The sequence below is a fragment of the Streptomyces sp. NPDC001204 genome (assembly GCF_053598035.1).
The window spans coordinates 76,794-101,693 of the sequence record NZ_JBSFJL010000034.1 but is presented as its reverse complement, the minus strand read 5'-3'; the positions used below and the strand labels follow the sequence as shown (position 1 = coordinate 101,693).

Annotated in this window: 23 protein-coding genes and 4 pseudogenes; 18 read left to right on the top strand and 9 right to left on the bottom strand. The window is 68.8% G+C overall.

Annotation, left to right across the window (positions count from 1 at the left end; translation table 11 throughout):
* Positions 1–396: 396 nt before the first annotated feature.
* A complete protein-coding gene (locus ACWC91_RS34005; RefSeq protein ID WP_450641108.1) occupies positions 397–705 on the bottom strand; it encodes a hypothetical protein in 309 nt (102 codons plus the stop codon).
* A 213-nt stretch (positions 706–918) separates the two neighbouring features.
* Between ACWC91_RS34005 and ACWC91_RS34000 the strand changes: the two genes are divergently transcribed.
* The 4 genes and pseudogenes from ACWC91_RS34000 to ACWC91_RS33985 all read left to right on the top strand — a co-directional run.
* A complete protein-coding gene (locus tag ACWC91_RS34000) occupies positions 919–1,074 on the top strand; it encodes a DUF6131 family protein (RefSeq protein ID WP_225080732.1) in 156 nt (51 codons plus the stop codon).
* A 316-nt stretch (positions 1,075–1,390) separates the two neighbouring features.
* Entirely contained in the window at positions 1,391–1,927 is a 537-nt protein-coding gene (locus ACWC91_RS33995) for a PP2C family protein-serine/threonine phosphatase (RefSeq protein WP_376505472.1), read from the top strand.
* A 92-nt stretch (positions 1,928–2,019) separates the two neighbouring features.
* Positions 2,020–2,484: a SpoIIE family protein phosphatase gene (locus ACWC91_RS33990; protein ID WP_450726164.1), complete on the top strand. Its 465-nt coding sequence runs from the start codon at positions 2,020–2,022 to the stop codon at positions 2,482–2,484.
* 13 nt (positions 2,485–2,497) lie between these two features.
* Positions 2,498–2,656 (top strand): annotated as a pseudogene (locus ACWC91_RS33985) (ATP-binding protein); the annotation flags it as partial.
* Positions 2,657–3,101: 445 nt separating this feature from the next.
* On the opposite strand, the gene ACWC91_RS33980 reads toward ACWC91_RS33985, so the two are convergent.
* Positions 3,102–3,734, bottom strand: a complete 633-nt coding sequence (locus ACWC91_RS33980; protein ID WP_450641112.1) for a patatin-like phospholipase family protein — start codon at positions 3,732–3,734, stop codon at positions 3,102–3,104.
* A 141-nt stretch (positions 3,735–3,875) separates the two neighbouring features.
* Here ACWC91_RS33980 and ACWC91_RS33975 point away from each other — a divergent pair, with 141 nt between their 5' ends.
* The 4 genes from ACWC91_RS33975 to ACWC91_RS33960 all read left to right on the top strand — a co-directional run bounded on the left by ACWC91_RS33975 (position 3,876) and on the right by ACWC91_RS33960 (position 8,028).
* Complete coding sequence (locus ACWC91_RS33975; RefSeq protein ID WP_225080733.1) at positions 3,876–4,832, top strand: ABC transporter ATP-binding protein; 957 nt, start codon at positions 3,876–3,878, stop codon at positions 4,830–4,832.
* Positions 4,829–5,677 carry an ABC transporter permease gene (locus ACWC91_RS33970; protein ID WP_450641114.1) on the top strand — a complete coding sequence of 283 codons (849 nt, stop codon included), beginning with the start codon at positions 4,829–4,831 and terminating at the stop codon, positions 5,675–5,677. Before ACWC91_RS33975 ends, ACWC91_RS33970 begins: the two co-directional genes overlap by 4 nt.
* A 390-nt stretch (positions 5,678–6,067) precedes the next feature.
* Complete coding sequence (locus ACWC91_RS33965) at positions 6,068–7,363, top strand: histidine kinase (protein WP_450641116.1); 1,296 nt, start codon at positions 6,068–6,070, stop codon at positions 7,361–7,363.
* Positions 7,360–8,028 (top strand): response regulator, encoded by a 669-nt coding sequence (locus ACWC91_RS33960; protein ID WP_450641118.1) that lies wholly within the window; start codon positions 7,360–7,362, stop codon positions 8,026–8,028. Before ACWC91_RS33965 ends, ACWC91_RS33960 begins: the two co-directional genes overlap by 4 nt.
* 250 nt (positions 8,029–8,278) lie before the next feature.
* Here ACWC91_RS33960 and ACWC91_RS33955 read toward each other — a convergent pair whose 3' ends face one another.
* Positions 8,279–8,596: a hypothetical protein gene (locus tag ACWC91_RS33955; RefSeq protein WP_450641120.1), complete on the bottom strand. Its 318-nt coding sequence runs from the start codon at positions 8,594–8,596 to the stop codon at positions 8,279–8,281.
* 284 nt (positions 8,597–8,880) lie between these two features.
* Between ACWC91_RS33955 and ACWC91_RS33950 the strand changes: the two genes are divergently transcribed.
* Positions 8,881–9,969: a LacI family DNA-binding transcriptional regulator gene (locus tag ACWC91_RS33950; RefSeq protein WP_376505483.1), complete on the top strand. Its 1,089-nt coding sequence runs from the start codon at positions 8,881–8,883 to the stop codon at positions 9,967–9,969.
* A 385-nt stretch (positions 9,970–10,354) separates the two neighbouring features.
* Here the strand turns inward: ACWC91_RS33950 and ACWC91_RS33945 are convergent, their stop codons facing one another.
* Positions 10,355–11,362, bottom strand: coding sequence for an acetylxylan esterase (locus ACWC91_RS33945; protein ID WP_376505485.1), 1,008 nt, complete (start codon positions 11,360–11,362; stop codon positions 10,355–10,357).
* A 328-nt stretch (positions 11,363–11,690) separates the two neighbouring features.
* On the opposite strand from ACWC91_RS33945, the gene ACWC91_RS33940 reads away from it, so the two are divergent.
* The 5 genes from ACWC91_RS33940 to ACWC91_RS33920 all read left to right on the top strand — a co-directional run bounded on the left by ACWC91_RS33940 (position 11,691) and on the right by ACWC91_RS33920 (position 17,871).
* Positions 11,691–12,935, top strand: coding sequence for a sugar ABC transporter substrate-binding protein (locus tag ACWC91_RS33940; RefSeq protein ID WP_450641122.1), 1,245 nt, complete (start codon positions 11,691–11,693; stop codon positions 12,933–12,935).
* A gap of 86 nt (positions 12,936–13,021) precedes the next feature.
* Positions 13,022–13,996 (top strand): carbohydrate ABC transporter permease, encoded by a 975-nt coding sequence (locus ACWC91_RS33935; RefSeq protein WP_450641123.1) that lies wholly within the window; start codon positions 13,022–13,024, stop codon positions 13,994–13,996.
* The gene (locus ACWC91_RS33930) at positions 13,993–14,880 is read left to right on the top strand and encodes a carbohydrate ABC transporter permease (RefSeq protein ID WP_450641125.1); all 888 of its coding nucleotides are present in this window, start codon (positions 13,993–13,995) and stop codon (positions 14,878–14,880) included. The genes ACWC91_RS33935 and ACWC91_RS33930 overlap by 4 nt, the downstream gene beginning before the upstream one ends.
* 63 nt (positions 14,881–14,943) lie before the next feature.
* Positions 14,944–16,140 carry a glycoside hydrolase family 1 protein gene (locus ACWC91_RS33925; protein ID WP_225080743.1) on the top strand — a complete coding sequence of 399 codons (1,197 nt, stop codon included), beginning with the start codon at positions 14,944–14,946 and terminating at the stop codon, positions 16,138–16,140.
* Positions 16,141–16,407: 267 nt separating this feature from the next.
* Entirely contained in the window at positions 16,408–17,871 is a 1,464-nt protein-coding gene (locus ACWC91_RS33920) for a glucoamylase family protein (RefSeq protein ID WP_450641127.1), read from the top strand.
* 147 nt (positions 17,872–18,018) lie between these two features.
* Here ACWC91_RS33920 and ACWC91_RS33915 read toward each other — a convergent pair.
* Positions 18,019–18,276 (bottom strand): annotated as a pseudogene (locus tag ACWC91_RS33915) (helix-turn-helix domain-containing protein); the annotation flags it as partial.
* A 206-nt stretch (positions 18,277–18,482) separates the two neighbouring features.
* On the opposite strand from ACWC91_RS33915, the gene ACWC91_RS33910 reads away from it, so the two are divergent.
* Positions 18,483–18,836 carry a VOC family protein gene (locus ACWC91_RS33910; protein WP_450641129.1) on the top strand — a complete coding sequence of 118 codons (354 nt, stop codon included), beginning with the start codon at positions 18,483–18,485 and terminating at the stop codon, positions 18,834–18,836.
* A gap of 579 nt (positions 18,837–19,415) precedes the next feature.
* On the opposite strand, the pseudogene ACWC91_RS33905 reads toward ACWC91_RS33910, so the two are convergent.
* Together ACWC91_RS33905 and ACWC91_RS33900 are read right to left on the bottom strand one after the other, a co-directional pair.
* Positions 19,416–19,691 (bottom strand): annotated as a pseudogene (locus ACWC91_RS33905) (Tn3 family transposase); the annotation flags it as partial.
* Positions 19,628–19,948: a DUF4158 domain-containing protein gene (locus tag ACWC91_RS33900; RefSeq protein ID WP_450641130.1), complete on the bottom strand. Its 321-nt coding sequence runs from the start codon at positions 19,946–19,948 to the stop codon at positions 19,628–19,630. The gene ACWC91_RS33900 and the pseudogene ACWC91_RS33905, both read right to left, overlap by 64 nt.
* A gap of 540 nt (positions 19,949–20,488) precedes the next feature.
* Between ACWC91_RS33900 and ACWC91_RS33895 the strand changes: the two genes are divergently transcribed.
* Both ACWC91_RS33895 and ACWC91_RS33890 read left to right on the top strand, forming a co-directional pair.
* Entirely contained in the window at positions 20,489–21,229 is a 741-nt protein-coding gene (locus ACWC91_RS33895; protein WP_450641132.1) for a peptidoglycan recognition protein family protein, read from the top strand.
* Between the two features lie 367 nt (positions 21,230–21,596).
* Complete coding sequence (locus ACWC91_RS33890) at positions 21,597–21,938, top strand: integrase core domain-containing protein (protein ID WP_450641146.1); 342 nt, start codon at positions 21,597–21,599, stop codon at positions 21,936–21,938.
* Positions 21,939–22,451: 513 nt separating this feature from the next.
* Here the strand turns inward: ACWC91_RS33890 and ACWC91_RS33885 are convergent.
* Positions 22,452–22,748, bottom strand: coding sequence for a hypothetical protein (locus tag ACWC91_RS33885; protein WP_450641134.1), 297 nt, complete (start codon positions 22,746–22,748; stop codon positions 22,452–22,454).
* A gap of 385 nt (positions 22,749–23,133) precedes the next feature.
* Here ACWC91_RS33885 and ACWC91_RS33880 point away from each other — a divergent pair, with 385 nt between their 5' ends.
* A complete protein-coding gene (locus tag ACWC91_RS33880) occupies positions 23,134–23,667 on the top strand; it encodes a hypothetical protein (RefSeq protein WP_225080944.1) in 534 nt (177 codons plus the stop codon).
* Between the two features lie 193 nt (positions 23,668–23,860).
* On the opposite strand, the pseudogene ACWC91_RS33875 reads toward ACWC91_RS33880, so the two are convergent.
* Positions 23,861–24,826: pseudogene (locus ACWC91_RS33875) on the bottom strand (transposase); the annotation flags it as partial.
* Positions 24,827–24,900 lie beyond the last annotated feature (74 nt).

Below are 24,900 nucleotides of genomic sequence, written 5' to 3'. Positions count from 1 at the left end.
AGCGGTTCCTCAAAGTCGCTGCGCCGTGAGCCCCAGGGGCCAGGGGCACGCGCCAGCGCGCCGCGGGGGCGGCGGAGCCGAGGTGCGTGGGGCCCGGCCGGGGTCGATGGAGTCCGAGGATGCCGACGAAATCAAAGAGCTTTCTGACGGAGCATCGCCTCCACCGTGTCCCGGGGGCTGCCCAGCTTGCCCGCGACTGTCGGACACAGCGCAGCAGGACGTCGAGTCCGCGCTGCGGGACGTGCTCGCGGACCCGGACGCAGCCAGCCAGCCAGTGGGCCGCTGGCCGCCTGGAGGCCGTCCTCACCACGCCGTGCGGCTTCCCGTCCCGCACTGCACCGGCGGCCGGTGCACCGTCGAAGATGCGCGGCCGGGGCGTCTGCCACGGTTGCTCCGTCATCGGCGCGGGCGGGGGTATGGAATGAGCTCGCCGCGCAGCGCCGCGAGCGGAAGGAGCACCTCGCTCACGCCAGATAGGCAGCCGAGGCGGCCACACACCATCTGCGCGAGAAGCAGCCTGAACAAGCGGACGACGCGTTGCCGCGGGAGGCAGGCAATGCCCGGCAGCAAGCGGCCGCTGCCGAGCAGCAACTGCGGCAGGCCCGCGAGGTCCGCCGAGCCGACCAAGAACAGCAGGAAGCCGAGAAACGGCGCCGGGCGGCCGCTACGGCGCACTTGCTCGGGCCGAGGAAGAAGCACGTGCATCCGCGCAGGAAGTTGACCGTTTGACAGCGGGCCCCAGGTAGTACCAGCGCGCAGCGCGCTGTGCGTAAGGAAGCGCCAGCGTGGTCAGAGGAGCATGTGCCGCCACCAGACCACACGCGTGGGCGGTCCGCGGGTTCCGCGCGAAATATGCCTATACCGCAACCAACCGGGCATATGGACGGTACTCCTCGTCCTGGAAGATCGGAGACCCTGGTGATTGCCCTCGGAGTCATCCTCCTCATCCTCGGTTTCGTTTTCGGCATCTCCATCCTGTGGACCATCGGGATCGTGCTGCTGGTGATCGGTGCCGTCCTGTGGCTCCTCGGAGCACTCGGACACGCCGTCGGCGGACGACGCCACTACTGGTGATCGCCCGTGGTCCTCACCGCAGGTGAGGACCACGGCACTCATCGCGATTGGCTGCCGCCCCGGCGGCGGCACCGTGCGGACCGGCCTGGATCTGTAGAGGGTGAAAGCATGCGACTGCAGACCCGGTTTCGCCGCCATGGCGGGTCCTGGCAGGCCAGCGACGCAGTTCTGGCAATCCCGCTCGGGCTGATCGTCGCCATCCTGATCGCCGATATCCTGACCCCGCCCAACCTCCCACCAGGACCGCTGCTGATTGTGGCACCCACGATGACCGCCTGGCGGGCCTCTCCTTACTGGGGCGGTAGGCGCCATCGCCGTGGCGGCCCAGGTCGGTGCCGGCGTGGCACTCGGCATCCTGGACATGGCGTTCCTTGCGCAGGTTCTTGCCTTGGTAGCGGTCACGGTGCTCGTTACCGGGCTCTGCTACCTGCGAGCCCGGCACATCCAAGAGCTGGCGCAGGGACGGACGGTGTCCGAGGTCGCACAGCGCGCGGTCCTGCGGCCTCTGCCGCACCGTATCGGCCCGCTGCAGGTAGCTTCCGCCTGTCTGGCTGCCGAGGAGAATGCGCTAATCGGCGGGGACCTGTATGCGGCCGTCCGGACGCCTTCCGGTACCCGGCTGATCATCGGCGATGTCATGGGCAAAGGGCTGACCGCTATCGGCGATGCCGCCCTTCTGCTCGGTGCCTTTCGGGAGGCCGCTCACCGGCGCGCAGAGCTGCCCGAACTCATGGCCCACCTGGAGCAGAGCGTGTGCGTGAATCTGGCCCAGCCCGCGGAGGGGGGAGAGGCCGGGGAGGGCTTCATCACTGCGGCAGTGCTTGACGTTCCCGACAAGAACCCCAAGGTTTAGATGGTCACCTGCGGGCATCCGCCCCCTCTGATACGGCACGAGCGGCAGGTCACCGGGCTCCGCGCCGCCCGGCCCGCGCCTCCGCTCGGCCTGTGCGAAATGTTTCAGCCCCGAGTACCTTCGTGGACACCTTCGCCCTCCAGGCGGACGATCTCCTCCTGCTCCACACCGATGGCGTCATCGAGGCCCGCAACTCCCACGGCGCCTGCTACCCACTCACTGAACGGATCGCCAGGTGGCCCCAGAAAAGCCCGCCGGAACTGGTCGACAACTCTGCAGGTGCCGGGCCGGACCGTGATGGTCATGTGCTCAACGGTGACCGTTGCCGCCGCTGTGGTGCTGGCCGTTGCGGGCCGGCTCGCCTGAGACCTGGAGACGCCGAGCAACGGTGGACGCGGGCGACTTCGGCGGGAGCCGCGCACGGCGTCTGTCTGCCACGCGAACAACTCGTGGAGGTGATGGCTTCCATTCGCTCGCAGTCACCGACGATGCGCGGTCCGACCCAGGACGGAATCGGAGCCCGTCCGATCAAGAGTCCCAGAACGACACCCCGGTGATCTTCTGTCCATCGATCTCGGGGCGTCGGACCGGCGCCACCGCGCGAACGACTCGCTCGCCCGGGACCACGTGAAGATCAATCGCTCGGGCCTGATCATCGTCGACGACATCGGGCTCCTGCCCGTCTCCCCGGACGTCGCAGAGGGCTTCCACCTCCCGGTCGGCGCTGCCCGGACGATGGTGATCTCAGGTGAATCAGGCGGAGGCGGAAGAAGAACTCCTTCGCTACTGCGGGCGATCCTGCGCAAGGTGCGGGTGGCCGTGGCCCGGCTGCGAGCAGGGCTCCAAAGGGTCACCAGACGCGTGAGGGGCACGGCTGGGGGAACCCAGCGGGAGATACCTGCCTCCACCCGTGTGGCCGAGAAGGTGCAGGGTGCGATGACCCGCCAGGAGGACCTGCCCGTCCCCGGCTTCAACCGGCTCGATGTCACAGAAATCCGGCAGCGCCTGCGTGACCTGTCCCGGGCGAACTGACGGTGATCGAGGGCTACGAAGTTGTCGTTGGCGTGGGCGATGCCCCTTTTGCAGGAGGGCGCCGCCAGTGTGCCCCACTGTGTGGTGGCGCGTGATCAACCGGCTTAGCGGGCGATCTTGCGGGGCCTTCCGCAGGATGGGTTCAGGTTGCCGGCCTATGCGATGGACGACTGGCGGCACCTCGTGCGTGACAGCCACGCCGCACCCCGAACCAAACGATCACATTGGGAAGGCGGTGGATTCTGGGGGCGTGTGATACCGGGGTCACTCGAACGACGGTTGCCAAGCCATCGACTGGTTGAGTCAGTGGCCGCATCCAAGAGTTGCGCCGTCTGCCGTCGATGGGAAGGATTTCGACCGGACTCGGTGACGGAAGTACATATACCTCCACGTGGGGACGCGCCTTCGCAATGGAGGCGGCCATGCGTTGTGTCTCCAGCAGGTCGTGCGCGTGGATCGCCATGGCCAAAACGGTGGAGGGTGGAGCGGGAAGGTGACAGGAAAGGCCCGGCGCCAGGACGTAGAGCTCATCCGCGCAGATCTCGATCGCATGCTCAAGGGTCGTTCCGTTGGCCACGGCCCCGTCGATGAGATGGAAGCCATCGATCTCCACCGAAGGATAGAAGCCGGGGACGGCAACGCCGGCCAACAGCGCAGGTACTGCAGCGCCACGGGCGAGGAGCACCCCGCGCCGGTCACAGGCGTCCGTGGTCATGATCCTGAGGTCGGCCTCCGAGTCCTCGATACGGCGCAGCGGCAGGACATGCGCCGCCAAGGGCTGGGTCGTAGTACCCCGGTACCACCCGCCCGGCACTCTTCAGTCCTCGGTACCACCGGATCCGGGGCATCGCGGTCCTAACGTTGCGGAGGAGGCGTCAGGCGTGCCGGACGCCGCAGTCGGAAAGAGGGAACGCGAATGATCGACGCACAGCAGCTCACCAAGAGGTACGGGGAGAAAACAGCCGTCGACGGTCTGGACTTCACCGTGAAGCCCGGTACGGTGACCGGCTTCCTCGGGCCCAACGGGGCCGGCAAGTCCACGACGATGCGCATGATCGTCGGGCTGGACGCGCCGACCAGCGGCTCCGTCACGGTGAACGGCAGGCACTACGCCCGCCACCAGGCGCCGCTCCAGGAGGTCGGGGCGCTGCTGGAGGCGAAGTCGATCCACCCGGGTCGCTCGGCCTACAACCACCTCCGGGCGCTCGCGCTGACCCACGGCATTCCGCGCCGCCGGGTCGACGAGGTCATCGAACTCGCCGGTCTCGGCAGCGTCGCCAAGAAGCGGGCCGGCGCCTTCTCACTCGGCATGGGGCAGCGGCTCGGCATCGCCGCCGCGCTGCTGGGCGATCCGCAGACGGTGATGCTGGACGAGCCCGTCAACGGCCTCGACCCCGAGGGCGTCCTGTGGATCCGCAATCTGCTGACGGCGCTCGCAGCCGAGGGCCGCACCGTGTTCGTCTCCTCGCACCTGATGAGCGAGGTCGCGCTGGTCGCGGATCACCTGATCATCGTCGGCCGGGGCCGGCTGCTCGCCGACACGACCGTACGGAACCTGGTCCGCGAGGCCGGCGGCGACACTGTAAAGGTGGCGACACAGGATCCGTCGAAGCTGCGGGACGTGCTGGCCGGGCCCGGCGTGGAGATCACCGGCCGCGTCGGCTCCGAGGAACTCCAGGTCACCGGGATGACCGCCCGCGAGATCGGGCTGAAGGCGGCCGAGCACGGGATCCCCCTGTTCGAGCTGGCAACGAAAGCGGTGTCGCTCGAGGAGGCCTTCATGGAACTGACCAGGGAAGCCGTCGAGTACCACGGCGCCACGACCGGTACCGGCACCACGATCGCCACCGGCACCTCCGGGAGCGCGGCATGAGCACCCTGATGGCACCCTCCGAAACCCCCGAGACCGCCCGGTCCACGCCCGCCCGGCCCACCTATCGGGTGACCGGACCGCGCGTGCTGGCCTCGGAGTGGGCGAAACTCTGGTCCCTGCGCTCCACCTGGATCACCCTCGGCCTGGGCCTGCTCTTCCTCGTTGCCTTCGGCGTCATCGCCGCGAGCCGCTACAAGTCCGGAATCGATTCTGGCCGGCCCATGGACCGCTTCGGCTCCGCGACGGCCGTGAGCCTGTCCCTCTTCGGCACGAACTTCGCACAGTTGGCTCTCGGCGTGCTCGGCGTGCTGGTCGCGGCGGGCGAGTACTCCACCGGCATGATCCGCTCGACCCTGGCCGCGGTGCCACGCAGGCTGCCCGTGCTGTGGTCCAAGGCCGCTGTGTACGGGGTGGTCGCGCTGGTGATCGCCACCGCCGGCTCCTTCGTCGCCTTCCTCGTCGGCAACCAGATCGTGTCCGGCACGCCCGCCGCCATGAGCCTGGGTCAGGCCGGCGTCGTACGCAGCCTGCTGGGTGCCGGGCTCTACCTGGGCCTGGTCGGGGTGCTCGGCACCGCCCTGGGCGCGCTGCTGCGGTCCGTGGCCGGTGGCATCTCGGTCCTGGTGGCGGCCCTCATGCTCGTACCCGGGCTGATCTCCCTGCTGCCCTCCGCGTGGCAGGGCGACATCGACCCCTACCTCCCGAGTCACGCCGGTGAGTCGATCTTCGCCCTGACCCACGACTCGACCACCCTGTCGCCCGTCGCCGGGCTCGTGGTCTTCCTCGGCTGGACGGCACTGGCGCTGGCCGGGGCGGCGTACCGGCTGGTGCGCAGCGACGTCTGAGAACTGGCACCGCATCACCTGGTCTCCTGCGAGGCAACTCCTTCGTTCAAAACGGGGTGAGAGTACCGCCCGCTCGCGGGGAGGAATCGGACCCCTGCGGAGCAGGGCAAGACGAATCGCCCCATCGGGGCGATTCGCCGTCGACCACCCACGGCCCACCGGTCTGGTGATAGGTTTCGGGCGCCCGGTCCGCGAAAACCAAGCTGATCGGGCCTATTGCCGGGCTGGCGGAATGTCAGGTCTGTGGAGCTGGTGCAAGACCGATGACAGGTGCACCAGTCCTCGCCGTTGGTTCGGATCGGCTGCTGTCGATGAAACAGAAAGATCAACCCGTGAGGGTTGAATCCCCCCGCCTCAGTTGGGGTGAAATGTCAAGGTCCGGTGAACTCCATGACCATGATCACCGACGACCTCGGCGCAATGGGGCCGCTGGTCGCCCGGCTCGGCCGGGCTGGCCAGCGGCTGCGGCGCGCCGACCGGGCACGTCCGTGGGTGCTGGATGCCGCGGTGGTGGTCCTGGTGTTCCTGCTGTTCTGTCTGCCGGACCTGCTGCACACGCTGGGCGGCGAGGACGGTGACGCCCCGCGCCGCTTCCGAATGACCTTCACCCGGCTGCCCGTGGTCGGCATGCTGGCTCTGCAGGCGGGCCTGGTGCTGCCACTCCTGTGGCGGCGGTGGGCGCCCGCCGTGGCCTTCGGCGCCATCACGGCCGTGTTCGTCCTCCAGTGGTCCCTGGGTACCGCACTCCGTGCGGACATCGCCCTCTTCGTCGCCCTGTACAGCCTGGCCCTGCATGGGCGGCTGCGGCAACTGCCGTGGGCCTGTGCGGTCATGACGGGGGCGCTGGGTCTGGTCGCGGCGCGGGTGTCGGCGGCAGTGTCGGTCTGGGACGCGCTCTTCTTCCTCCTCAGCACGGCGACCGCGGCCCTCGCGCTCGGTCTGATGATTCGCATCCGGCGGGCTCAGCTGGCCGGGCTGCGGGACCGTGCGGCCCAGCTGGAGATCGAACGCGACCAGCGTGGCAGGCTCGCCGTCGCGGCCGAACGGACACGCGTGGCCCGCGAGATGCACGATATCGTCGGACATAACCTGTCCGTCATCATCACGCTCGCCGACGCCGGCGCCTATGCCACCGACGCCGCTCCGGAGCGGGGCAAAGAAGCCCTGCACCTCATCGGCGACACCGGTCGCCAGGCACTGAGCGAAGTGCGACGCGTGCTCGGCGTCCTGCGCGAGGCGGACGGCCCGCGGGGCGAGCCCGAACTGAGCCCGCAGCCCGGCCTCACCGACATCGACACACTGTGCGAGGGGGTGCGCGCCGCCGGCCTGGAGGTCGTCTATCGCACCGCAGGCGACGTCGACGTCCTCGACAGCGGGGTGCAGCTCACGGTCTACCGCATCGTGCAGGAGGCCCTGACGAACACCCTGAAGCATGCCGGCGCCGGCGCCCGTGCGAACCTGGCGATCGTGGTGGAAGACACCCGGCTGACGATCACCGTCCAGGACTCCGGCCCGCCCGCTCCGGCCAAGCGCGCCGGCACGGCGGAAAAGGAAGGACACGGCCTGATGGGCATGCGAGAACGAGCGGCTCTCTACGGCGGGCACGTCAGCGCGGGTCCCGTCGGCCCGGGATGGAGGGTGCGGGCCGCGCTCGACCTGACTTCCGAGGACGGTGTCACCCGGTGACCTCCGTGCTCGTCGTGGACGACCAGCCGCTGCAGCGGTACGGCTTCCGCATGCTCCTCGACTCGCTGCCCGAGACGGAGGTGGTCGGCGAGGCCGCGCACGGAGCCGAGGCCGTGCGCAAGGCCGCCGAGCTGCGCCCCGACGTCGTCCTCATGGACGTACGGATGCCGGGCATGGACGGTATCGAGGCCACGCGTCGTATCGTCGCCGCCGGCGGCCGTTCCCGGGTGCTTGTCCTGACCACTTTCGACCTCGACGAGTACGTTCATGCGGCCCTGCGCGCCGGAGCCAGCGGCTTCCTGCTCAAGGACGCACGTCCCGAGGAACTCCTCGCGGGCATCCGCGCCGTCGCCGCGGGGGACGCCGTGATCGCGCCCGCTCTCACCCGCCGCCTGCTGCACGAATTCGCCCAACTCGTGCCACCCCGTGCCGACGGCTCCGCCGAGGACCCGAGACTGGCGTCCCTCACCGACCGCGAACGCGAGATCCTCGTGGCCATCGGCAAGGGCTGGACCAACGGCGAGATCGCCGCCCACTTCGTAGTGTCCGAATCAACGGTGAAAACCCATGTCGGCCGCGTCCTGTCCAAGATCGGCGCTCGCGACCGCATCCAGGCGGTGATCTTCACCTACGACCACGGCCTGGCCCGGCCTCACTCGAGTTGAGCCGGCGGTCGGCCCAGGGACAGGCAGCACAGAGCAGCGCTCTGCGAAGAGGTTGACGTCCTCCCCGGTTTGAAGTCCAGGGATTCCGGCCTGGGCCGTCCGACCCTTCCGAGGGCTCCCTGCTTCAACGCGCTGTGCCGGGACTTTCGTCCTGGTCTTACCGGTGCTCCACGAGGCGTTTGGCGTTTCCGCCCGTCCGGCGGCGACGATACGGCGTGCTTCGAAGAGGACGTTGCGGGCTGCGCTGTGGTCACGGTTGTGCACAGCCGCACGCGCCGCACGTGGTGACGGTCAGGGACGTGGGCGCGAGCGGCAGCCGGTGGGACCACTTGACATTGAGACTGCCGACCTTGGCCACGGACACGGTGCCGTTGTCCCAGAGGGAGAAGACATTGATGTTGAGGCGGATCGACTGCCGGATGTCCTTGTTCGACTTGCACAGGGGCGGCCCCGCGGACAGGGCCTCGCTGGGCTGGTTCCTCTGCCTGGAAGAGGCGCCGAATGCCTGGCCGCCGCAGCAACGAGGGCAGGGAGAGCAACTTCCGGCCACCTTGTACGACTGGGACATGCTGTAAGCCAATGAACCGTAACCGATGCCACCTGTGACGACGACTTTTCGAGCGGTACAGCCGCCGCGCAGCCAACCCGACGCTGACCCCATGGCAGAGAGGCAGCGCCCGCACAAGGCCGTCGCCCTCGTCGCGTTTGGCGCGATCGGAGCCCCCCGGGGTGCAGTAACGCACCGTCCCGGAGACCCGGCCTTGCCCACGAGTAATATCCCGAACTAGGGTGAATGCGCTTTCATTCGCTTCAGGGCACTGCCGTGCCTCAACAGACTCGGGGTCCCACGCAGTGAGCACAGCCCCCACGGTGTACGACGTCGCCGAGCGCTCCGGCGTCTCCATCGCCACCGTGTCCCGGGTCTACCGCAACCCCGGCTCGGTCCGCGCGCAGACCCGTGAACGCGTCCTCGCGGTGGCCCGTGAGCTCGGCTACGTACCCAGCGGGAACGCGCGCGGCCTCGCCAGCCGCTCCACCGGCGTCCTCGGTCTGTGCTTCCCCGACTACTCCGACCCGGACGCCGAGTCCGAGGCGGAGGCCAGCGCTGGTGACGAGGCGGACGACAACGCCGCGATGCTCTACTCCGATCAGATCATCCGCGGCATGGAGCGCGCCGCGCGCCGCCACGGGTACGCGCTGCTCATCGCGGCGTCCCTGAAGGGCGGGCCGGAGAGCCTGGTGGCGAAGGTGGCGGGCCGGGTAGACGGTTTCGCCGTGCTCGCCCGCACCGTGCCGACCGAGGAGCTGGAAGTCATATCGCGCCGGCAGCCGGTGGTGATGCTCGCCGGGCCGCGCGAGTCCGAGCTGCTCGACCACCTGGACCACGTCGAGGTCGCCAACGCCCACGGCCAGCGCGAACTGACCCGCCACCTCATCGAAGACCACGGCCTTCGCCGGCTTGCCTACGTCGGCTCCGCCGAGGAGTCGCCGGACGTCGAGGCACGCTTTCGCGGGTACGTCGAGGCGTGCCGGGCCGCGGGGGTGGAGGTGGGCGACGAGCCGGATCTGCGGGCCCGGATGATGACGCAGGCGGAAGGCGCGCGGGCCGCCGACGCACTGCTGGACCGGCGCGGCGAACGTCCCGATGCGCTGCTCTTCGCCAATGACCAGATGGCGGTGGGCGCCCTGCACACGCTGGAACGGCGCGGTGTCCGGGTCCCCGAGGACGTGGCTGTCACCGGCTTCGACGGCATCGCGCTGAGCCGCCTCGTGCGGCCGGCACTGACGACGGTGCGACAGCCTATGCGACGGATGGGCGAGGAGGCGGTGGAACTGCTCGTACGTCGGCTCAACGGCTCGCAAGGCGGGGAGCCGGTGTCGATGATGCTCCCGGTGTCTGTGGTGCGGCGGGCGAGTTGCGGGTGCGAGCGATGCCCCTGACCGGGTTCGAGCGCGGGCGATGACGCCGACCGGGACCAGCCCTGCCGGAGCCCGGAGTCGGCGGGGTCCAGCCCGGGTCCGACAATGACCTGACCCGGCTTCGGCCCTTGTCACGCGGCCACGCGGTGGCGATCGACGTGTCGAGGCTGCCCGAGAAGCCGATGCCGACGCGTTCGCCGGCCGGGAGGGAGGTGAGGTCTGCGGACATAGGAAGGTTATGCAGAATTGCGCCCGGTCACACAAAGGTGATGTGCTCGCATCGGGAAGCGGGGTGGCTACGGGGGCGCAGGGTCGGACTGTTTGCGCGTGAGGCGATCAGCAGGTCCCGTACGCGGAGCGAGGCTCGCGAACTGTCCGGCCACGCCGGTTCACGAGCCGGCGGGGCCTATGCCAACACCCGACCGAAAAACTCCCCCTTGGCCGCCGCCAGTCGATCCGTCGATTCCGCCTTCCCGGGCCATTCGAAATGGCCCGCGTCCAGGACGTGCAGCTCCCGCCCCGCGCTCTGCGACAGCCCGTTGAACACCGCGAACTGCCCTGGCGGCGGCACCGACGGGTCGAACAGCGCCGGGGCCACGAGCACCGGGGCCCGCACCCGGGTCGCTGCCGATGCCGCGTCGAAGTACCGCAGCACCTCCACGATCGCCGGGTGCTCGGCGTGATGGCGCCGCACCGAGGCCCCGCTTCCGACGCAGTCCAGTGTCAGCCGCAGCGGGTGGTTCCCGAACGTCGGCACCGTCAGCTGGCCGGCCGCGAACCGCTCGTCCCACGGCAGCGCCAGCGCTCCGAGGCCGCCTCCGAAGCTCTCTCCCAGGTATCCGAGTCCGGCCCCCGACTCCCGCAGTTCCGGGACCAGTTCCAGCAACGCCGTCGCCGCGCACCACAGATCCGCGACGCAATCCCCGATCACGTACGTCTCGCGCGACGCGATCCCGTGCAGCACGTGCTGGTCCGGCAGTGTTGGGATGCCGGGCACCAGGCCCCGCTCCCCCATCCCTCGCACGCACGGCAGGATCGCCGCCGACCTCGGCAACGGCAGGGGCACGTCGGGCCCGACCCCGCTACGCCCGCCATAGCCGTGGCCGATGACGAAACCGTGCTCCACCGGCCCCGGGGCGGGGAGCACCAGCCAGCCGCCGAGCCGCACGTCGCCCACCGACGTGTACAAGACCTCATGGATCCGCACTCCGTCGCGCTCCTCGACGAGCTGCCCGGCCTCCGGTTCCGGCGCGACCCGTAGGGCCTCGCCGTAGCGAGACCGCCAGAAGGCGTCGAAGTCCGTGGGGGCATTGGGGACCGGGACGCGCAGCAGGCCGTCAAGGGTCCGGCCGTAGGCAGGGTCGAACGGGAAGTCGTGCGGGAAGGAGCGCTGAACCGCGTTGGCAGCCGTCATGGTCGCGACCCTAAGGGGGGACCCGGCCGGCCCCGCCAGGATTCCCGCCCGGGGCCCCACTCGGACGCTCCGTTCCGCTTCCGGCACAGCGGACCGCGCTCCGACGCCGGATCTCGGTTGGTTTCTGTCGCGACCGTCGGCACGGATACGCGGGCGGCCGCGAGCTCTGCCGGTGTATCCGTGCTGTGGCACCACGTTCCCGGATGTCACTCCCGTTACGGGAGTGTGACCACGGCGCCTCTTGTCACATCCGCCGGGGCTGCCACAGAGTGATGTATGCGCTTACAGACAGCGCGTACATCCCGGGAACATCGAGGAGGAGCCGCCCATGAACCGCGTCGCCACCACCGCCGCGACCGCCGTCACCCTGGCGTCCGCGCTGACCCTGACCGCCTGCGGCGGTTCCGGCGGCGGCGACATCGCGGCGAACAAGAAGCAGACGCTGACCGTCTGGGCGATGGGCACCGAGGGCGAGAAGCTCGCCGACGTCGCCAAGGTCTACGAGAAGGCCAACCCGAACATAACGCTCAAGATCACCCCGATCGGCTGGGACGTCGCGCACCAGAAGCTGGTCGCCGCCGCTGCCGCCGGCCGGCTGCCCGACGTGATGCAGATGGGCAGCACCTACATGGCAGAGTTCGCGGACATGGGCGCCCTGGAGCCCGTCGACACCAAGGCCTTCGAGGAGAAGGACTTCTTCCCGGCCGGCTGGCAGCAGGGCACGATCGACGGTGAGACCTACGGCGTGCCGTGGTACGTCGACACCCGCGTGCTCTTCTATCGCACCGACCTCGCCAAGAAGGCCGGCGTCGAGAAGGCCCCGGCCACCATGGCCGAGCTGCAGCAGGCCGCCGAGGCCTACCAGAAGAAGGCCGGAACCAAGTGGGGCCTGTCCATTCAGCCGGGCGGCCTGGACACCGTGCAGAGCTTCTACCAGTTCCTGTACTCGGCCGACGGCGAGATCGTCACCCAGGACGGCAAGCCCGTCATCAACAGCCCAGCCGCCGTCAACGCTCTTGAGAACTACGACAGTTACTTCAAGAAGGGCCTCAGCGAGAAGTCCGTCCGTCCCGGCTACGACGTGACGAAGGACTTCAACAAAGGCTCCGTCCCGATGTTCTTCGGCGGCCCATGGTTCATGGGCCTGCTCGACGACAACTACCCGGACCTCAAGGGTAAGTGGGCCGTCGCGAACGTGCCCACCGACAAGTCCTCCACTTCCATGGCGGGCGGCTCGGCCCTGACGATCTCGGCGGACAGCAAGCACAAGGCCGCTGCCGAGGAGTTCATCCAGTACCTGACCGACGCCAAGGGCCAGACCGACTGGTTCAAGCGCACCAAGGACCTCCCTGCCAACGTCAACGCCTGGAGGTCGGGCGACCTGGCGACCGACCCGAACATGAAGGTGTGGAAGGCCCAGATGGAGTCGGCGAAGGTCTCCCCGGTCCAGCCGAAGTGGACGGAGATCACCTCGAAGGTCGACACGGCCATCGAATCGGTTACCCAGGACAAGTCCTCCGCGAAGGAAGCGCTCGACAAGGCCCAGGGCGAGATCGAGAGCCTCGTGAAGTGACCCTCGCGGGTTCCCTCCTGAAGCAACCCCCCACAAGCCCGCGCACGCGGAGCGAATCGCGCAAGCAATGGTCCGAAGGGCAGAACATGTCCACCACGACACCCACCCCCGCCAGGCCCGGGGCAGCCAACGCCCTGGGGCCCGGCGCCAGTTCCGGCAAGGGGCGCGGCAAGAAGCGCCCCATGGGGAAGCAGAACCTGGCCGGCTGGCTGTTCTCCACCCCCTTCCTCGTGCTGTTCGGCGTCTTCATGCTCTTCCCGATCGTCGCGACGCTCCTGATGAGCTTCACCGACTTCGGCCGGCGCAACGTCACCAGGCCGCTGGAGGCGAAGTTCATCGGCTTCGACAACTACGTCCAGCTCTTCGGCGATGACAAGTTCCTCACGGCCCTCTTCAACACGGCCTACTTCGTCGTCGTCGGGGTCCCCCTGACGATCGGGCTCGGATTGCTCGTGGCGATCCTGCTCAACAACGGCATCGACCGGGCGCGCACCTTCTTCCGCGTCGGCTTCTACGCCCCCGTGGTCACCACGATCGTGGCCGTGGCGATCGTGTGGCGGTTCGTGCTCGACCCTTCGGACGGTCTGATCGCGGGCCTCGGGGCCGAACTCGGCTTCTCCACACCGGACTTCCTCGGCTCCGAGACCTGGGCCATGCCGTCCCTGATCGCGATGGCGGTCTGGCGCAACCTCGGCACGGTGATGGTCCTGATGATCGCCGGTCTGCAGGCCATCCCGACCGAGGTCCGCGAGGCCTCCCGCCTCGACGGGACGAACGCCTGGCAGGAACTGCGCCGCATCACAGTGCCGCTGCTGCGCCCGACCCTGCTGTACGCCACGGTCATCACCACGATCGGCTACCTCAACGTCTTCGAGGAGCCCTTCGTGATGACCCAGGGCGGCCCGTCCGACGCCACGCTGACCGTGTCGCTCGACATGTACCGCGAAGGCTTCAACTTCTTCAACATGGGCTACGCGAGTGCCATGGCGTACGTCCTCTTCGTGGTGATCATGGGCATCACGGTGCTGCAGTTGCGACTGATGAGGGACGCCACGAAATGAGCGCCCAGCACGCCACCGCGCCTGTCCCGGGCCCGTCCTTGAACCGTCGGCGCCGCCAGGGCCGCGGCCCCCGACCGCTGCTCTACGTCGTCGCCTCGCTGGGCCTGCTGGTGATGGCCGCCCCCTTCCTGTGGATGGCGCTCAGCGCCTTCAAGACCAAGAAGGACCTCACGGCCAGCCCGCCGGTGTGGATCCCCTCCGCCTGGACGCTGCAGAACTTCCGGGATCTGCTCGACCAGCTGAACATGCCGCAGTACTTCCTGAACTCGCTGATCGTCGCGGTGCTCGTGACCAGCTGCAACCTGCTGTTCTGCTCGATGCTCGGCTATGCGCTCGCGAAGCTGAACTTCACCGCACGCTCCAAGGTCTTCGGAGTGGTGCTCGCCGCCCTGATGGTGTCGGGCAACCTCATGATCCTTCCGCTGTACGTCCTGATGAACGAGCTGAACCTGCTCGACAGCTACATGGGCCTCGTCCTGCCGTTCGCAGCAGGCGCCTTCGGGGTGTTCCTGATGCGGCAGTTCATGACGACCATCCCGGACGAGCTGCTCGAGGCGGCCCGGATGGACGGCGCCGGCGAGTGGTACATCTTCTGGCGCATCGTGCTTCCGCTGGTCAGGCCGGCGCTGGCGACGCTGACGATCTTCACGTTCCTCGGGTCGTGGAACAACTTCATCTGGCCGCTCATCGCGACCAACGACCCCGACAAGTACACGCTGCCGGTGGCGCTCGCGACCTTCGCCAACGACCCCAACCGCACGGTCGGCGGCGGCAACGGAATGCTGATGGCGGGCTCCCTGCTCGTCGTCCTGCCCGTGCTGCTCGTCTTCGCGCTCCTGCAGCGCCACTTCACCCAGGGCATCGCCACCGCCGGCATGAAGTGAGCCGGCCCCCAGCTCTCGGCCCGCGCACGCTCCTCCCACGGACGTAGAAAGACGGACATCACCATGACGCGCAGCACCACCCCATTCCCCGACGGCTTCCTGTGGGGTGCTTCGACCGCGGCCCACCAGATCGAGGGCAACAACATCAACAGCGACTGGTGGCGCAAGGAGCACGACCCGACGGCGGGGATCCAGGAGCCGAGCCTCGACGCCTGCGACAGCTACCACCGCTGGGAGCAGGACATGGACCTGCTGGCCGAACTCGGCTTCACCGACTACCGCTTCAGCGTCGAGTGGGCACGCATCGAGCCGGCCCGAGGCCACTTCTCCAAGGCCGAGATAGCGCACTACCGGCGGATGGTCGAGGGCGCGATCGCGCGTGGCCTACGGCCGATGGTGACACTGCACCACTTCACCGTCCCCCGCTGGTTCGAGGACTTCGGCGGCTGGACCGCCGACGGCGCCGTACAGCTCTTCGCCCGGTACGTCGAGGAGTGCGCGCCGATCATCGGTGAGGGCGTGCGCCACGTATGCACCATCAACGAGCCGAACATGATCGCCGTGATGGCGGGGCTCGCCAAGCGCGGCGACCAGGGCTTCCCGCCCGCCGGTCTGCCACTCCCCGACAAGGAGACCACCCACGCCGTCATCGCCGCGCACCACGCCGCCGTGAAGGCCGTGCGCGCCATCAACTCCGAAATCCAGGTGGGCTGGACGATCGCCAACCAGGTGTACCAGGCGCTGCCCGACGCCGAGGGCGTCACCGCCGCCTACCGCCACCCGCGAGAGGACGTCTTCATCGAGGCGGCCAGCGGCGACGACTGGATCGGCGTGCAGTCCTACACCCGGACGAAGATCGGGCCCGAGGGTCCCGTCCCGGCGCCGCCCGACGCCGAGCGGACGCTGACGCAGTGGGAGTACTACCCCACCGCCGTCGGACACGCAATCCGGCACACCGCCAAACTCATCGGCCCCGACACGCCCTTGGTCGTCACCGAGAACGGCATCGCCACCAGTGACGAGCAGCGCCGCATCGACTACTACACAGGGGCGCTCGACGCCGTCGCCGCCTGCATCGAAGACGGCATCGACGTCCGCGGCTACCTCGCCTGGAGCGCGCTCGACAACTACGAGTGGGGCACCTACAAGGCGACCTTCGGCCTGATCTCCTTCGACCCCGACACCTTCGAGCGCACACCCAAGCCGGCGGCCCGGTGGCTCGGCGATCTGGGCCGCCAGAAGGTCCTGCCGCGCGTCTGATCCCCCAGCCGGTGGGTGCCGGCGCAGTAGCCGCCGCACTCACCCCACGACCGTCCGGAGCGGCACACGCCCCGCCGCCGCCCCGTGACGTACGGGTCCGCGGGACCTGACCCCCGCGAACCCGGCCCCCGCGGGCCCGCGGCCCCTGATTCCACGGGCCCGCCCAGGTGGGGTCGGCGCATCCCTGATATGCGCCGACCCCGCCCGCACTCCCACGAGCACCACGAAATCCCCTTCCACACCTGCCCTCTCGGGAGAAGGACCTTCATGGATCGCCGTACCTTCCTCACCGCCGTAAGCACCGGCGGCGCCGCCATCGCGCTCGGCGCCGCACCGTCGGCCGATGCCGCTCCAGTCTCCGGCCCGGCCCCGACCGCCGATGCCGTCTCCTCGCGTCGTCGTCTCGCTCCTACCTCTGATACACCGCCGCTGCGGAAGTGGTTCCACTCGACGTACCGCTCGATCGAGGCAATGACGACCGACATCGGCCTGGTCGCCGACAAGATCGACGTCAGCGGATCCGGCAGCCCCGTCCCGTCCGTGCAGACCTCGCCGACGAACATCGGCTGTGGGCTGTGGGCGACGGCCGCCGCGGGCGGGCTCGGCGTAATCTCCCGCAACGCGATGGAGCGCAGCCTGACCCGTACTGTGTCCGCGGTTGAGCGGCTGGAGCGGGCGCACGGGTTCTGGTTCAACTGGTACGACGCGCACGACGGTTCCGTCCTGACGACCTGGCCCGAGAGCGGCGCTCCGGTCCGCCCGTTCCTCTCGTCCGTCGACAACGCCTGGCTCGTCACGGGCCTGCGCATCGCCGCCGACGCCGTCCCGGCCCTGCGTCCGCGTGTCGCGAAGCTGCTCGCCGGCGCCGACTGGTCGTACTACTACACGCCGTACGACGCGGCCGACCCGGTCGCGGGCCCGGGCCAGTTGCGCGGTGGCTTCTGGCCCGACAAGCCGGGCAAGGGTGAGCCCACCGGGCACCACTACGGTGCCCTCAACACCGAACCCCGGATGGCCAGTTACCTCGGCATCGCCGACGGCAGCCTGCCCGCCGACCACTACTGGCACATGTTCCGCACGCTGCTGCCCGGCAGCGGCCAGGAGCAGGAGCCCGAGGGCTCGTACGTCGCCATGGACGGCATCCGAGTCTGGCAGGGCCACTACACGTACCGCGGCCGCAAGCTCGTCCCCACGTGGGGCGGGTCGATGTTCGAGGCGCTGATGGTACCGCTGTTCGTGCCGGAGCCGGAGTGGTCCCCGCGTGCGTGGGGCCTCACGCACGACCGGTATGTGCGCAGCCAGATCGAGCACGGCCTGGACGAGGAGAAGTACGGCTACTGGGGCTTCTCCCCCGCGAGCATCCCGGAGGGCGGCTATCGCGAGTACGGCGTCGATGCCATCGGCATGCAGGAGGACGGCTACAACTCCCTCGGCGTCGTCACCCCGCACGCCTCTTTCCTCGCTCTGCCGCACGCGCGCGAGGAGGCGATCGACAACCTGAAGGCGCTCGACGTGGACTTCGGCGCGTACGACGACACGTACGGCTTCCGTGACTCCGTGAACGTGCGGACCGGGCGGGTCAGCGACTTCGTGCTCGCGCTCGACCAGGGCATGATCGCCGCCGCGCTCGCGCAGCAACTGCGTCCCGGCCTGCTGCAGCGCCCCTTCCGCTCGGGAGGCTTCGCCTCGCGGGTGCGGCCGCTGCTGGCGAAGGAGCGTTTCTCCATCTAGTAGGACTCCGTTAGGTCTGTCTCGATCTTGGTGTCGTGTGGGTCCTGCTGGGGAGGGGATGGTGGCAGGTGGTGCAGATGCCGGTCCAGCACCCGAAGATGTTGGCGGCTACGGCACCGAGTCTCTCGACCCGGCAGCTCCCATTAGGCGGGGACGGCCTCCCGCCCACCGAGGCTCCAGACAGGCCAGGCCGATCTCGTTGAACCGGTGGATCGCATCGCGCACGGTGTCCTCGTCGGCCGCCACCAGTTGGGCGATCACCGGCAGCCGATTCCCGCCGGCCGAGGCCAGCAGCATCATCGCGCGCCGATAGCGCACCGAGTTGGTGCTGCCCCGGCGCACGATCTGCTGCAGCCGCTGCCCCTCCTGGTCGGTCAGTCTGCGCACACGGACAGGCTCGGCCACCGCGCCTCCAGCGGTCGGATCGGACGTCACCGCACATCCAACCGCCACGACGACCAACCCGGCGAACCTAATCCGTAGTCAAGGGCGTCCTGATGGAGCGGCAGCTTCTGGGGATGTTCGAGTAGAGGGCTGCGACGCTTTCGGCGAACCTGGTCTGCTGTGCGGCTTCGCGGGGTGGGCCGCCGGCCCTGTCTATGCTCAGGCCCATGGCACTGGAGTGGGAACAGATCATCGTCGACTCCGCCGACCCCGTCGCTCTCGGGCGCTGGTGGGCCAAGGCTCTCGGCTGGGTTGTGGTCGACGAATCCGAGGAGATCATCGAGATCCGGCCTGAGCCGGACCGGATGCCGGGCCTGCTCTTCGTGCCTGTCCCCGAGGGCAAGACGTCGAAGAACCGGCTCCACCCCGACTTCCGCCCCGACGACCAGGAAGCCGAGGTCGCCCGGCTGCTCTCCCTCGGTGCCCGGCGTGTCGACACCGTGCAGGACGAGCAGCACTGGGTGACCCTCCGCGACCCGGAGGGCAACGAGTTCTGCGTCCTGAGTGAGCGGAAGAGCTGAGCGGAGGCCGGGCAGTTGTCCGGGGCCCCGAAAGTCCTGCTCCGGAGGTGACCTGGGGCTGCTTGCCAGCCGCTCGCGTGTTTTTGGCCGACGCGGTCGAACCTGACGCGGTCTACTTCGGTCCCTGGGTATCGGTGAGGAGGTGCAGGAGCCGGGCGAAGTTGCGGCAGTCGCCGCCGTCGCAGAACCGGATGTCGGGCTTGCTCTCGCCGAACCAAGCACGACAGGCACAGGCCGCTTCTGCGGACGTGGCGGCTGGTCCAGAGGCCGAGTTCGACGCCGGACCGGTAGCGGCCCGCGGTCCTCCCTGGGCAGGCGCCACCACCGCGGCGAGGCCAGCACGGTGACCCAGGCGCGGGCCTTGGGCACCAAGCATGTCCAGGACGCTGCGGTCAGCCGGGGTCGCGCTGCCTGGCCGTAGCCGTCGCTGGTGGGCGGCTCGTCACCGCGGAGCTGGCTGAAGTCGACGTCCAGGTGCGGGTCGTATGCCTCGGGCTGGAGGCCGAGTTCATGGGTGGAGTACTCGCCGAAGCGGCGGATGTGCTCGGTCACGTACGGCGAGACGTGGGCCAGGTCCTCGGGGTCGATCTCCCATCCCTCCTCCTGGAGCTGGCGGACGACCTCGGCGATGTCCAGGGCGTTGTGGAAGGTAACCGCGTTGGTGAGCAGCGCGTTGAACTTCGCGGCCTTCTCCTGCTCGACGGGGTCGTTGTCGGTGATGACGCCGCCGTTGCCGAAGCCAATCCACTGGGAAAGGCCGTTGAACGCCTCGACCTTGTTCGTCGCGGCGGTCACCCGTCGGCGCCGCGGGGCGTCGGAGAGGTAGCGGAGCAGCTGGACGGTGCGGATGACGGGGCCGACCTCACGGAAGGCGGTGTGCGTGGCGTTCTTGCGCGAGCCGGTACCTGCCCGGCGACGAACTCCACCGCCTCGCCCGGCAACTCGAACCGGCCCCGGGGAAACCGGCCGTACTGCGTGTAGAACTTCAGCAACACGGCGAAGCCAAGTCGCGTCGCACCGTGCTTGCCGGACACGAGCCCCTGCTCGTCCTTCAGCAGCGTCCAGTGCTCGACCAGCTCGTCCAGGTCCAACGGGGTACGGGCCACGATCATCGATCGTCCTCGCAGGGCTTCACCCACCGCAGATGTACGGCCCCGGACTCACACACACGGGTGACGTCCCCCGTAAGATCACCGCCGTTTGCGGCTGATGACAGGGTTTTTACCGGCACCCCGTGTTGGTGAGCACACGCTGGGCCTCGGCCGCGGCAGCCCGATTGAGAAGGGCATGCAGCAGCACCGGGATCGCGGCGGGACAGCCGGGAGACTCGGACCACGGTTCTTGACGGGAACCTGCCAAGGTCCGGACAATCGAACCCCACTTTGCGCCCCAACTGGAGGACCGTTGACCCACGGCCCATCTCGCCGCGCCGCGCTGCTGGCGGCAGCCGGCAGCGCGCTCGCGCTGCCCGTCATATGTTCCGGACCCGCGCAAGCCGCCACCCCCCTCCCCGCGGGGAGCCGCGAGCTCGCCATCGTCACGCACCCCCGCCACGCCGGCGCAGTCTATGGCCCCGACGCAGTGCGCAACGCCCACGCCGAGCCGTTGAACGCCACCGTCAGTTGTGCCCTGGGCCGAGGAGGGCGGAGTTGATGGCCACGTTCGTCACCCGCTCCCAGTGGGGCGCCCGGTCACCCAAGAGCATCAGCAGCAACATCACCCCGGCACAGGGCGGCGTGGCCGTCCATCATGTCGACGCCGTGAAGGTGGCCAAGGCCAACCACGCCGACTGCGCCGCCCAGGTGCGGGGCATCCAGAACTTCCACATGGACTCCAACGGCTGGTCGGACGTCGCCTACAGCCACCTCGCTTGTGTCCACGGCTACCTTTTCCAGGGTCGCGGCGAGAACGTCCGTACCGCCGCCCAGGGCACCACGCAGGGCAACGACGACTGGTACGCGGTCTGTGCGCTGACTGGCGGTACCAGCAGCAACTACGACACCATCACGGCCGGGCTGATCGACGCCATCCGCTACGGGATCGACCGCCTGCGGGTGCAGGGCGGCACCGCGCAGGCGATCACCGGCCACCGCGACCACCACGCGACTGACTGTCCGGGCAACCTGTACTCCCGCGTACTCAGCGGCGAGGTCAACCCCGTTGGCGGCCCCTTGCCTTATCCCGGAGTAAGCTTCCGCCAGCCGCCGACCTTCGTGCACGCCAGCGTGGCGACCTGGCAGTATCGGATGAACAGCGCGCACGGCTACTCCCTCACCGTGGACGGCCAGTACGGGCCGGGCTCCGACTCCGCCTGCCGCAGCTTCCAGTCGAGCAGGGGCCTGAGCGTGGACGGCATCGTCGGGCCGGTCACCTGGGGCGCCACGTTTTCCTAGCCGGAACCAGGCGGGTTCGCCGCTTCTGACGACGTACGCCACGCTGGCTGCCGCCGCCCGCCGTACCCACGTCGTCATCACGCATCCGTGCGGGTTCGCGCCGCCCCTGCTGCAGGAGGTCGGGGTGACCGTCTCCAGAAGATCGCGGTGTGGGTGGCTGCCCGGCTGGGCCACGTCCGATCGCCGAGCATCTCCCGCTTCAACGTGGCGAAGAAGGACTGGGCGAGTGCGTTGTCCCAGCGCTGGCCCGTGCGGCCGACCAACAGACGGGCACCGAACCCCTGGACGACGTCGGCGAATTCACAGCTGGTGTATTGGGTAGTACACGAGCCGGGCGTTCGCCGACGCCTGCTGCAGGGCCGGAGTCCTGCAGGCGATGAGTACGGTCGGCGGCAGCGCGGACAACTCGCTCGCCGAATCTTTCAACCCCGCCTGCAAACGAGAGACGCTCCAGGGCCCCAGGGCCTGGGCCGACGAGCGCGAGGCCCGGCTCGACCTGTTCCACCGGCTGCATGGCTACAACACAAGGCGCCGCCACTCCGACCTCGGACACCGCAGTCCAGTTGACCACGAAAGAGCCCTCGACAGACCATCAACTACCCTGGCCTCAGCCGCATACGCCGTGCCCAAGATCCGGGTCAAGTCCCATGTCCACCCCGAGGCTGGCTGGCCGCGACCGGCTGCCGAAGCGTGCTCCGGCTGCCGTTGACGAACGGGTCACGTCCCCTGGTGTCCTACGTTGTTGGTAGGTCGGACAGGCCAGTCGTATGGTCCTGAGATCCCGAGACTCCGGGTATGGCTAGGGAGTGGTTGTCCTCGATGGCTCGATACACCTGGCCGCCCGGAGTCTCACGACGACTCGGCTGCTGATGAAGAGCTGCGAGCCCCTCGGGTGCGTCGCTGAGTAGGACCATGACGGGACCCTCCGGGCTCACCCCGATCTCCCGGGCACCTGGAACTGCTTCCTCCGGGGCCGACCGTCCCAGTATCAGGCTGTCCAGCCACACGGGGGAACTTCACCTGCTCAGGCGCACGGACGCACGCCGATCGCCACGGAGTCGGCTCGTGACGCACTACACCTGACTCACATATATGAATATTTGAGCTGAATGAGAAATCCATCCGCATTTCGTAACAGACGGTGTTTTTCAGTATGTGCGGGTGTCGCAAGGTGGAGGATCAGTGCGTCTCCGGACGAACCGGTCCGGAAAATGGCGGGGCGTCAGCCCCACTCGCACAGACAGGCCTGATCATGATCAACGGGTTGAAAAGGGCTGCGGCCCTGGGCGCAGCGACGGTGGCTCTGGCCGCGGGCGCTGCCGTCGGCACGGTCGGCACCGCATCGGCCGCACCGCAGCACCCACAGCCGCCGGTAGGACAACACCACCAGCAGCCGGCACCGCAGCACCACCAGCCGGCACCGCAGCACCACCAGCCGGCACCTCAGCACCACCAGCCGGCACCTCAGCACCACCAGCCGGCACCTCAGCACCACCAGCCGCCGGTAGTGTCGCACCACCAGCCGCCGGCGTCGCGCCACTGCGTGCAAGCGGCGGGCTACTGGTCACGGCTGTGGCACCCGGGATACCGGGACCGGAACCACCGTGCACACGCCGGCTACTGGACCCGCGTCTGGCACCCCGCCCACCGGGACTGCCGCCGCTAATCCAACATCCGCCGCCACCCTCCGATACGACGGCAAACCGACCGGTCTCCGGCGCGTCCCCTCGAAGACGCGCCGGAGACCGCCGTGTCCCGTACCGGGAGACCAGCCTGTGATCAGCGGGTGGTCAGGGTGAGGTCTTGGATCCAGATCATCGAGGCACGCAAGCAGAGGCCAGGGAGGTAGCTCCCTGGCCGACGGATCTTGTGGGACGTATAGCGCAGGCGTGCACCATGGTCGTATGACCGATCTTTCGGAATCTCAGCTCAGCCAGTCTTTGACTGCCGTCGATTCGGGGGCGTTGCTGGCGCTGGCCAATGACTATCAGGCCCGCATGGTGCACCCACTGGGCAGCCGCGCGGTCGCCGGGCACCTGGTGAAGCCCTATGCGATCGAAGCGCCCGGACGGAGTGTGACGGACGAGGACGTGCAGACCGCGCTGCGGGTCGCCGCCGATTACCTCTCGTCGGCGCATCTGCGGGGTTCTCTTGGGCTCTCCGTGCTGCTCATCCATGCCGGTGGCGACGGCGACTACATCCTGGTGCACACCTGGATCGAGGGCTACATGTCCGACCTCGCCATCTTCACCGGTCCGGTCGGCGATGCCACTCAACTCCGGCCCGGCCGAACGGGCCTCGCCCCGTGCGTGTGGGAGGCGGCGGTCCTTGCGCACGAACGAGATGCCGTCACCCGTCACGTGCTCGACAGCCACGGTTCGGTCGAGGAGCGGCTCGTGGCCTGGAGCGGCGATGTGCTGGAGGGCGAGGTACGGTGACCGGCGCCGGAGTGGCCCGGGTGCGACGCGCACGCGTTGCTGATCTTCCTGGTGTGGCCCAACTGGCAGCCGAGCATGGCGCCCACGAGAGAGCGGCGCCTCCGCCCACGGACTTGGCTCGGCGGCTGGAGATCCTGCTGTTCGGACAAGTCCAGTGGCAGACCCCGCCCTGGAACACGGACGCGATCAGGTTCTACGACCGGTTGGGAGCCCAGAACAAGTCGTGGTCAGTGGGGGTCCGTGTGAGGTCTTTGATCCAGATCATCGAGGCACGCAGGTGGAGGGCGGCGAGGTAGCTGCCTGGGGTCCTGTCGTATCGGGTGGCGACGCCTCGCCGGGCCTTGAGCCTGCTGATCAGGCGCGGACGGTGTTCCTCTCCTTGTAGAGGTCGGCGTCGTGGCTGACGGGCCGACCGCCCCCGGAGCCCTTCTTCTTCCGGTTGGCAGCCCGAGCCCGGTCCCTCTTCTCCGGCATCACCGCCCTGGTGCCACGTCTGCGCAGGTAGGCCCGGTTGCCGCGGGAAAAATGGCCTTGTCCCCCGGCGACCGCGTCCGGTCCGGTGCTGGGCGAGCAACGGTGCTACGGACGCGTATCTTCCCCAGCACGGGGACGAACTGCGGACTGTCCGCGCGCTGACCGACGGCCAGGGGCGCCAGCGGCCGGCAATTACGCTCTGCCGCGAGACGAACCTTGCTGGTCTGCCCGCCCCTGGCGCGTCCCAGGAGGGCGACCTTCAGCCGGAGTTTTCGCCGACGCCGGATGCGTCGCCGCTCCTCCCGCTCGGGATCGATATCGGCGCCCTGCGCGTCTGGTTCTGCAAGGCTGTCCCTTTTGACCTGGCCTTCTCCATCTCGGCTGCAGCCCTCTCCAGTAACCCGAGGACGTCCTCGCCCAGGTGCATCCCGGCAGCGTCGTGATGAGCGGGCGCGATGGTGGGGTCGATGCCGACCAGGGACAGGTCCACCTCACCCCGCATCGCGGCTTCTGCGATCAGGCCGCCCTCCAGCAGGGCCTCGAAGACGGTGGCGTCACACCACTGCCGCAAGCCGTTGTGGACGGTCGACCAGGCACCGAACTCCTGCGGCATCTCCCGCCACTGCCCACCGGTCCTGAACCCCCGACACGACGGACCCGGGTATGAGCTTGATCTTCGTGGCGGCCCGCCCCAAACGGCATTCCGCGGGTGTCACGGAAGCGTGGGAGCGGACTGTCTATGGCGCTGTTCTGCAGGGA

Excerpts from the sequence above, each read along its gene's own strand:
- ACWC91_RS33895 (WP_450641132.1), top strand. The coding sequence starts at position 20,489 with ATGGCCACGTTCGTCACCCGCTCCCAGTGGGGCGCCCGGTCACCCAAG.
- ACWC91_RS34005 (WP_450641108.1), bottom strand. The coding sequence starts at position 705 with ATGCACGTGCTTCTTCCTCGGCCCGAGCAAGTGCGCCGTAGCGGCCGC.
- ACWC91_RS33945 (WP_376505485.1), bottom strand. The coding sequence starts at position 11,362 with ATGACGGCTGCCAACGCGGTTCAGCGCTCCTTCCCGCACGACTTCCCG.
- ACWC91_RS33930 (WP_450641125.1), top strand. The coding sequence starts at position 13,993 with ATGAGCGCCCAGCACGCCACCGCGCCTGTCCCGGGCCCGTCCTTGAAC.
- ACWC91_RS33925 (WP_225080743.1), top strand. The coding sequence starts at position 14,944 with ATGACGCGCAGCACCACCCCATTCCCCGACGGCTTCCTGTGGGGTGCT.
- ACWC91_RS33940 (WP_450641122.1), top strand. The coding sequence starts at position 11,691 with ATGAACCGCGTCGCCACCACCGCCGCGACCGCCGTCACCCTGGCGTCC.
- ACWC91_RS33955 (WP_450641120.1), bottom strand. The coding sequence starts at position 8,596 with ATGTCCCAGTCGTACAAGGTGGCCGGAAGTTGCTCTCCCTGCCCTCGT.
- ACWC91_RS33880 (WP_225080944.1), top strand. The coding sequence starts at position 23,134 with ATGACCGATCTTTCGGAATCTCAGCTCAGCCAGTCTTTGACTGCCGTC.
- ACWC91_RS33910 (WP_450641129.1), top strand. The coding sequence starts at position 18,483 with ATGGCACTGGAGTGGGAACAGATCATCGTCGACTCCGCCGACCCCGTC.
- ACWC91_RS33935 (WP_450641123.1), top strand. The coding sequence starts at position 13,022 with ATGTCCACCACGACACCCACCCCCGCCAGGCCCGGGGCAGCCAACGCC.
- ACWC91_RS33975 (WP_225080733.1), top strand. The coding sequence starts at position 3,876 with ATGATCGACGCACAGCAGCTCACCAAGAGGTACGGGGAGAAAACAGCC.
- ACWC91_RS33965 (WP_450641116.1), top strand. The coding sequence starts at position 6,068 with ATGACCATGATCACCGACGACCTCGGCGCAATGGGGCCGCTGGTCGCC.
- ACWC91_RS33970 (WP_450641114.1), top strand. The coding sequence starts at position 4,829 with ATGAGCACCCTGATGGCACCCTCCGAAACCCCCGAGACCGCCCGGTCC.
- ACWC91_RS33900 (WP_450641130.1), bottom strand. The coding sequence starts at position 19,948 with ATGATCGTGGCCCGTACCCCGTTGGACCTGGACGAGCTGGTCGAGCAC.
- ACWC91_RS33920 (WP_450641127.1), top strand. The coding sequence starts at position 16,408 with ATGGATCGCCGTACCTTCCTCACCGCCGTAAGCACCGGCGGCGCCGCC.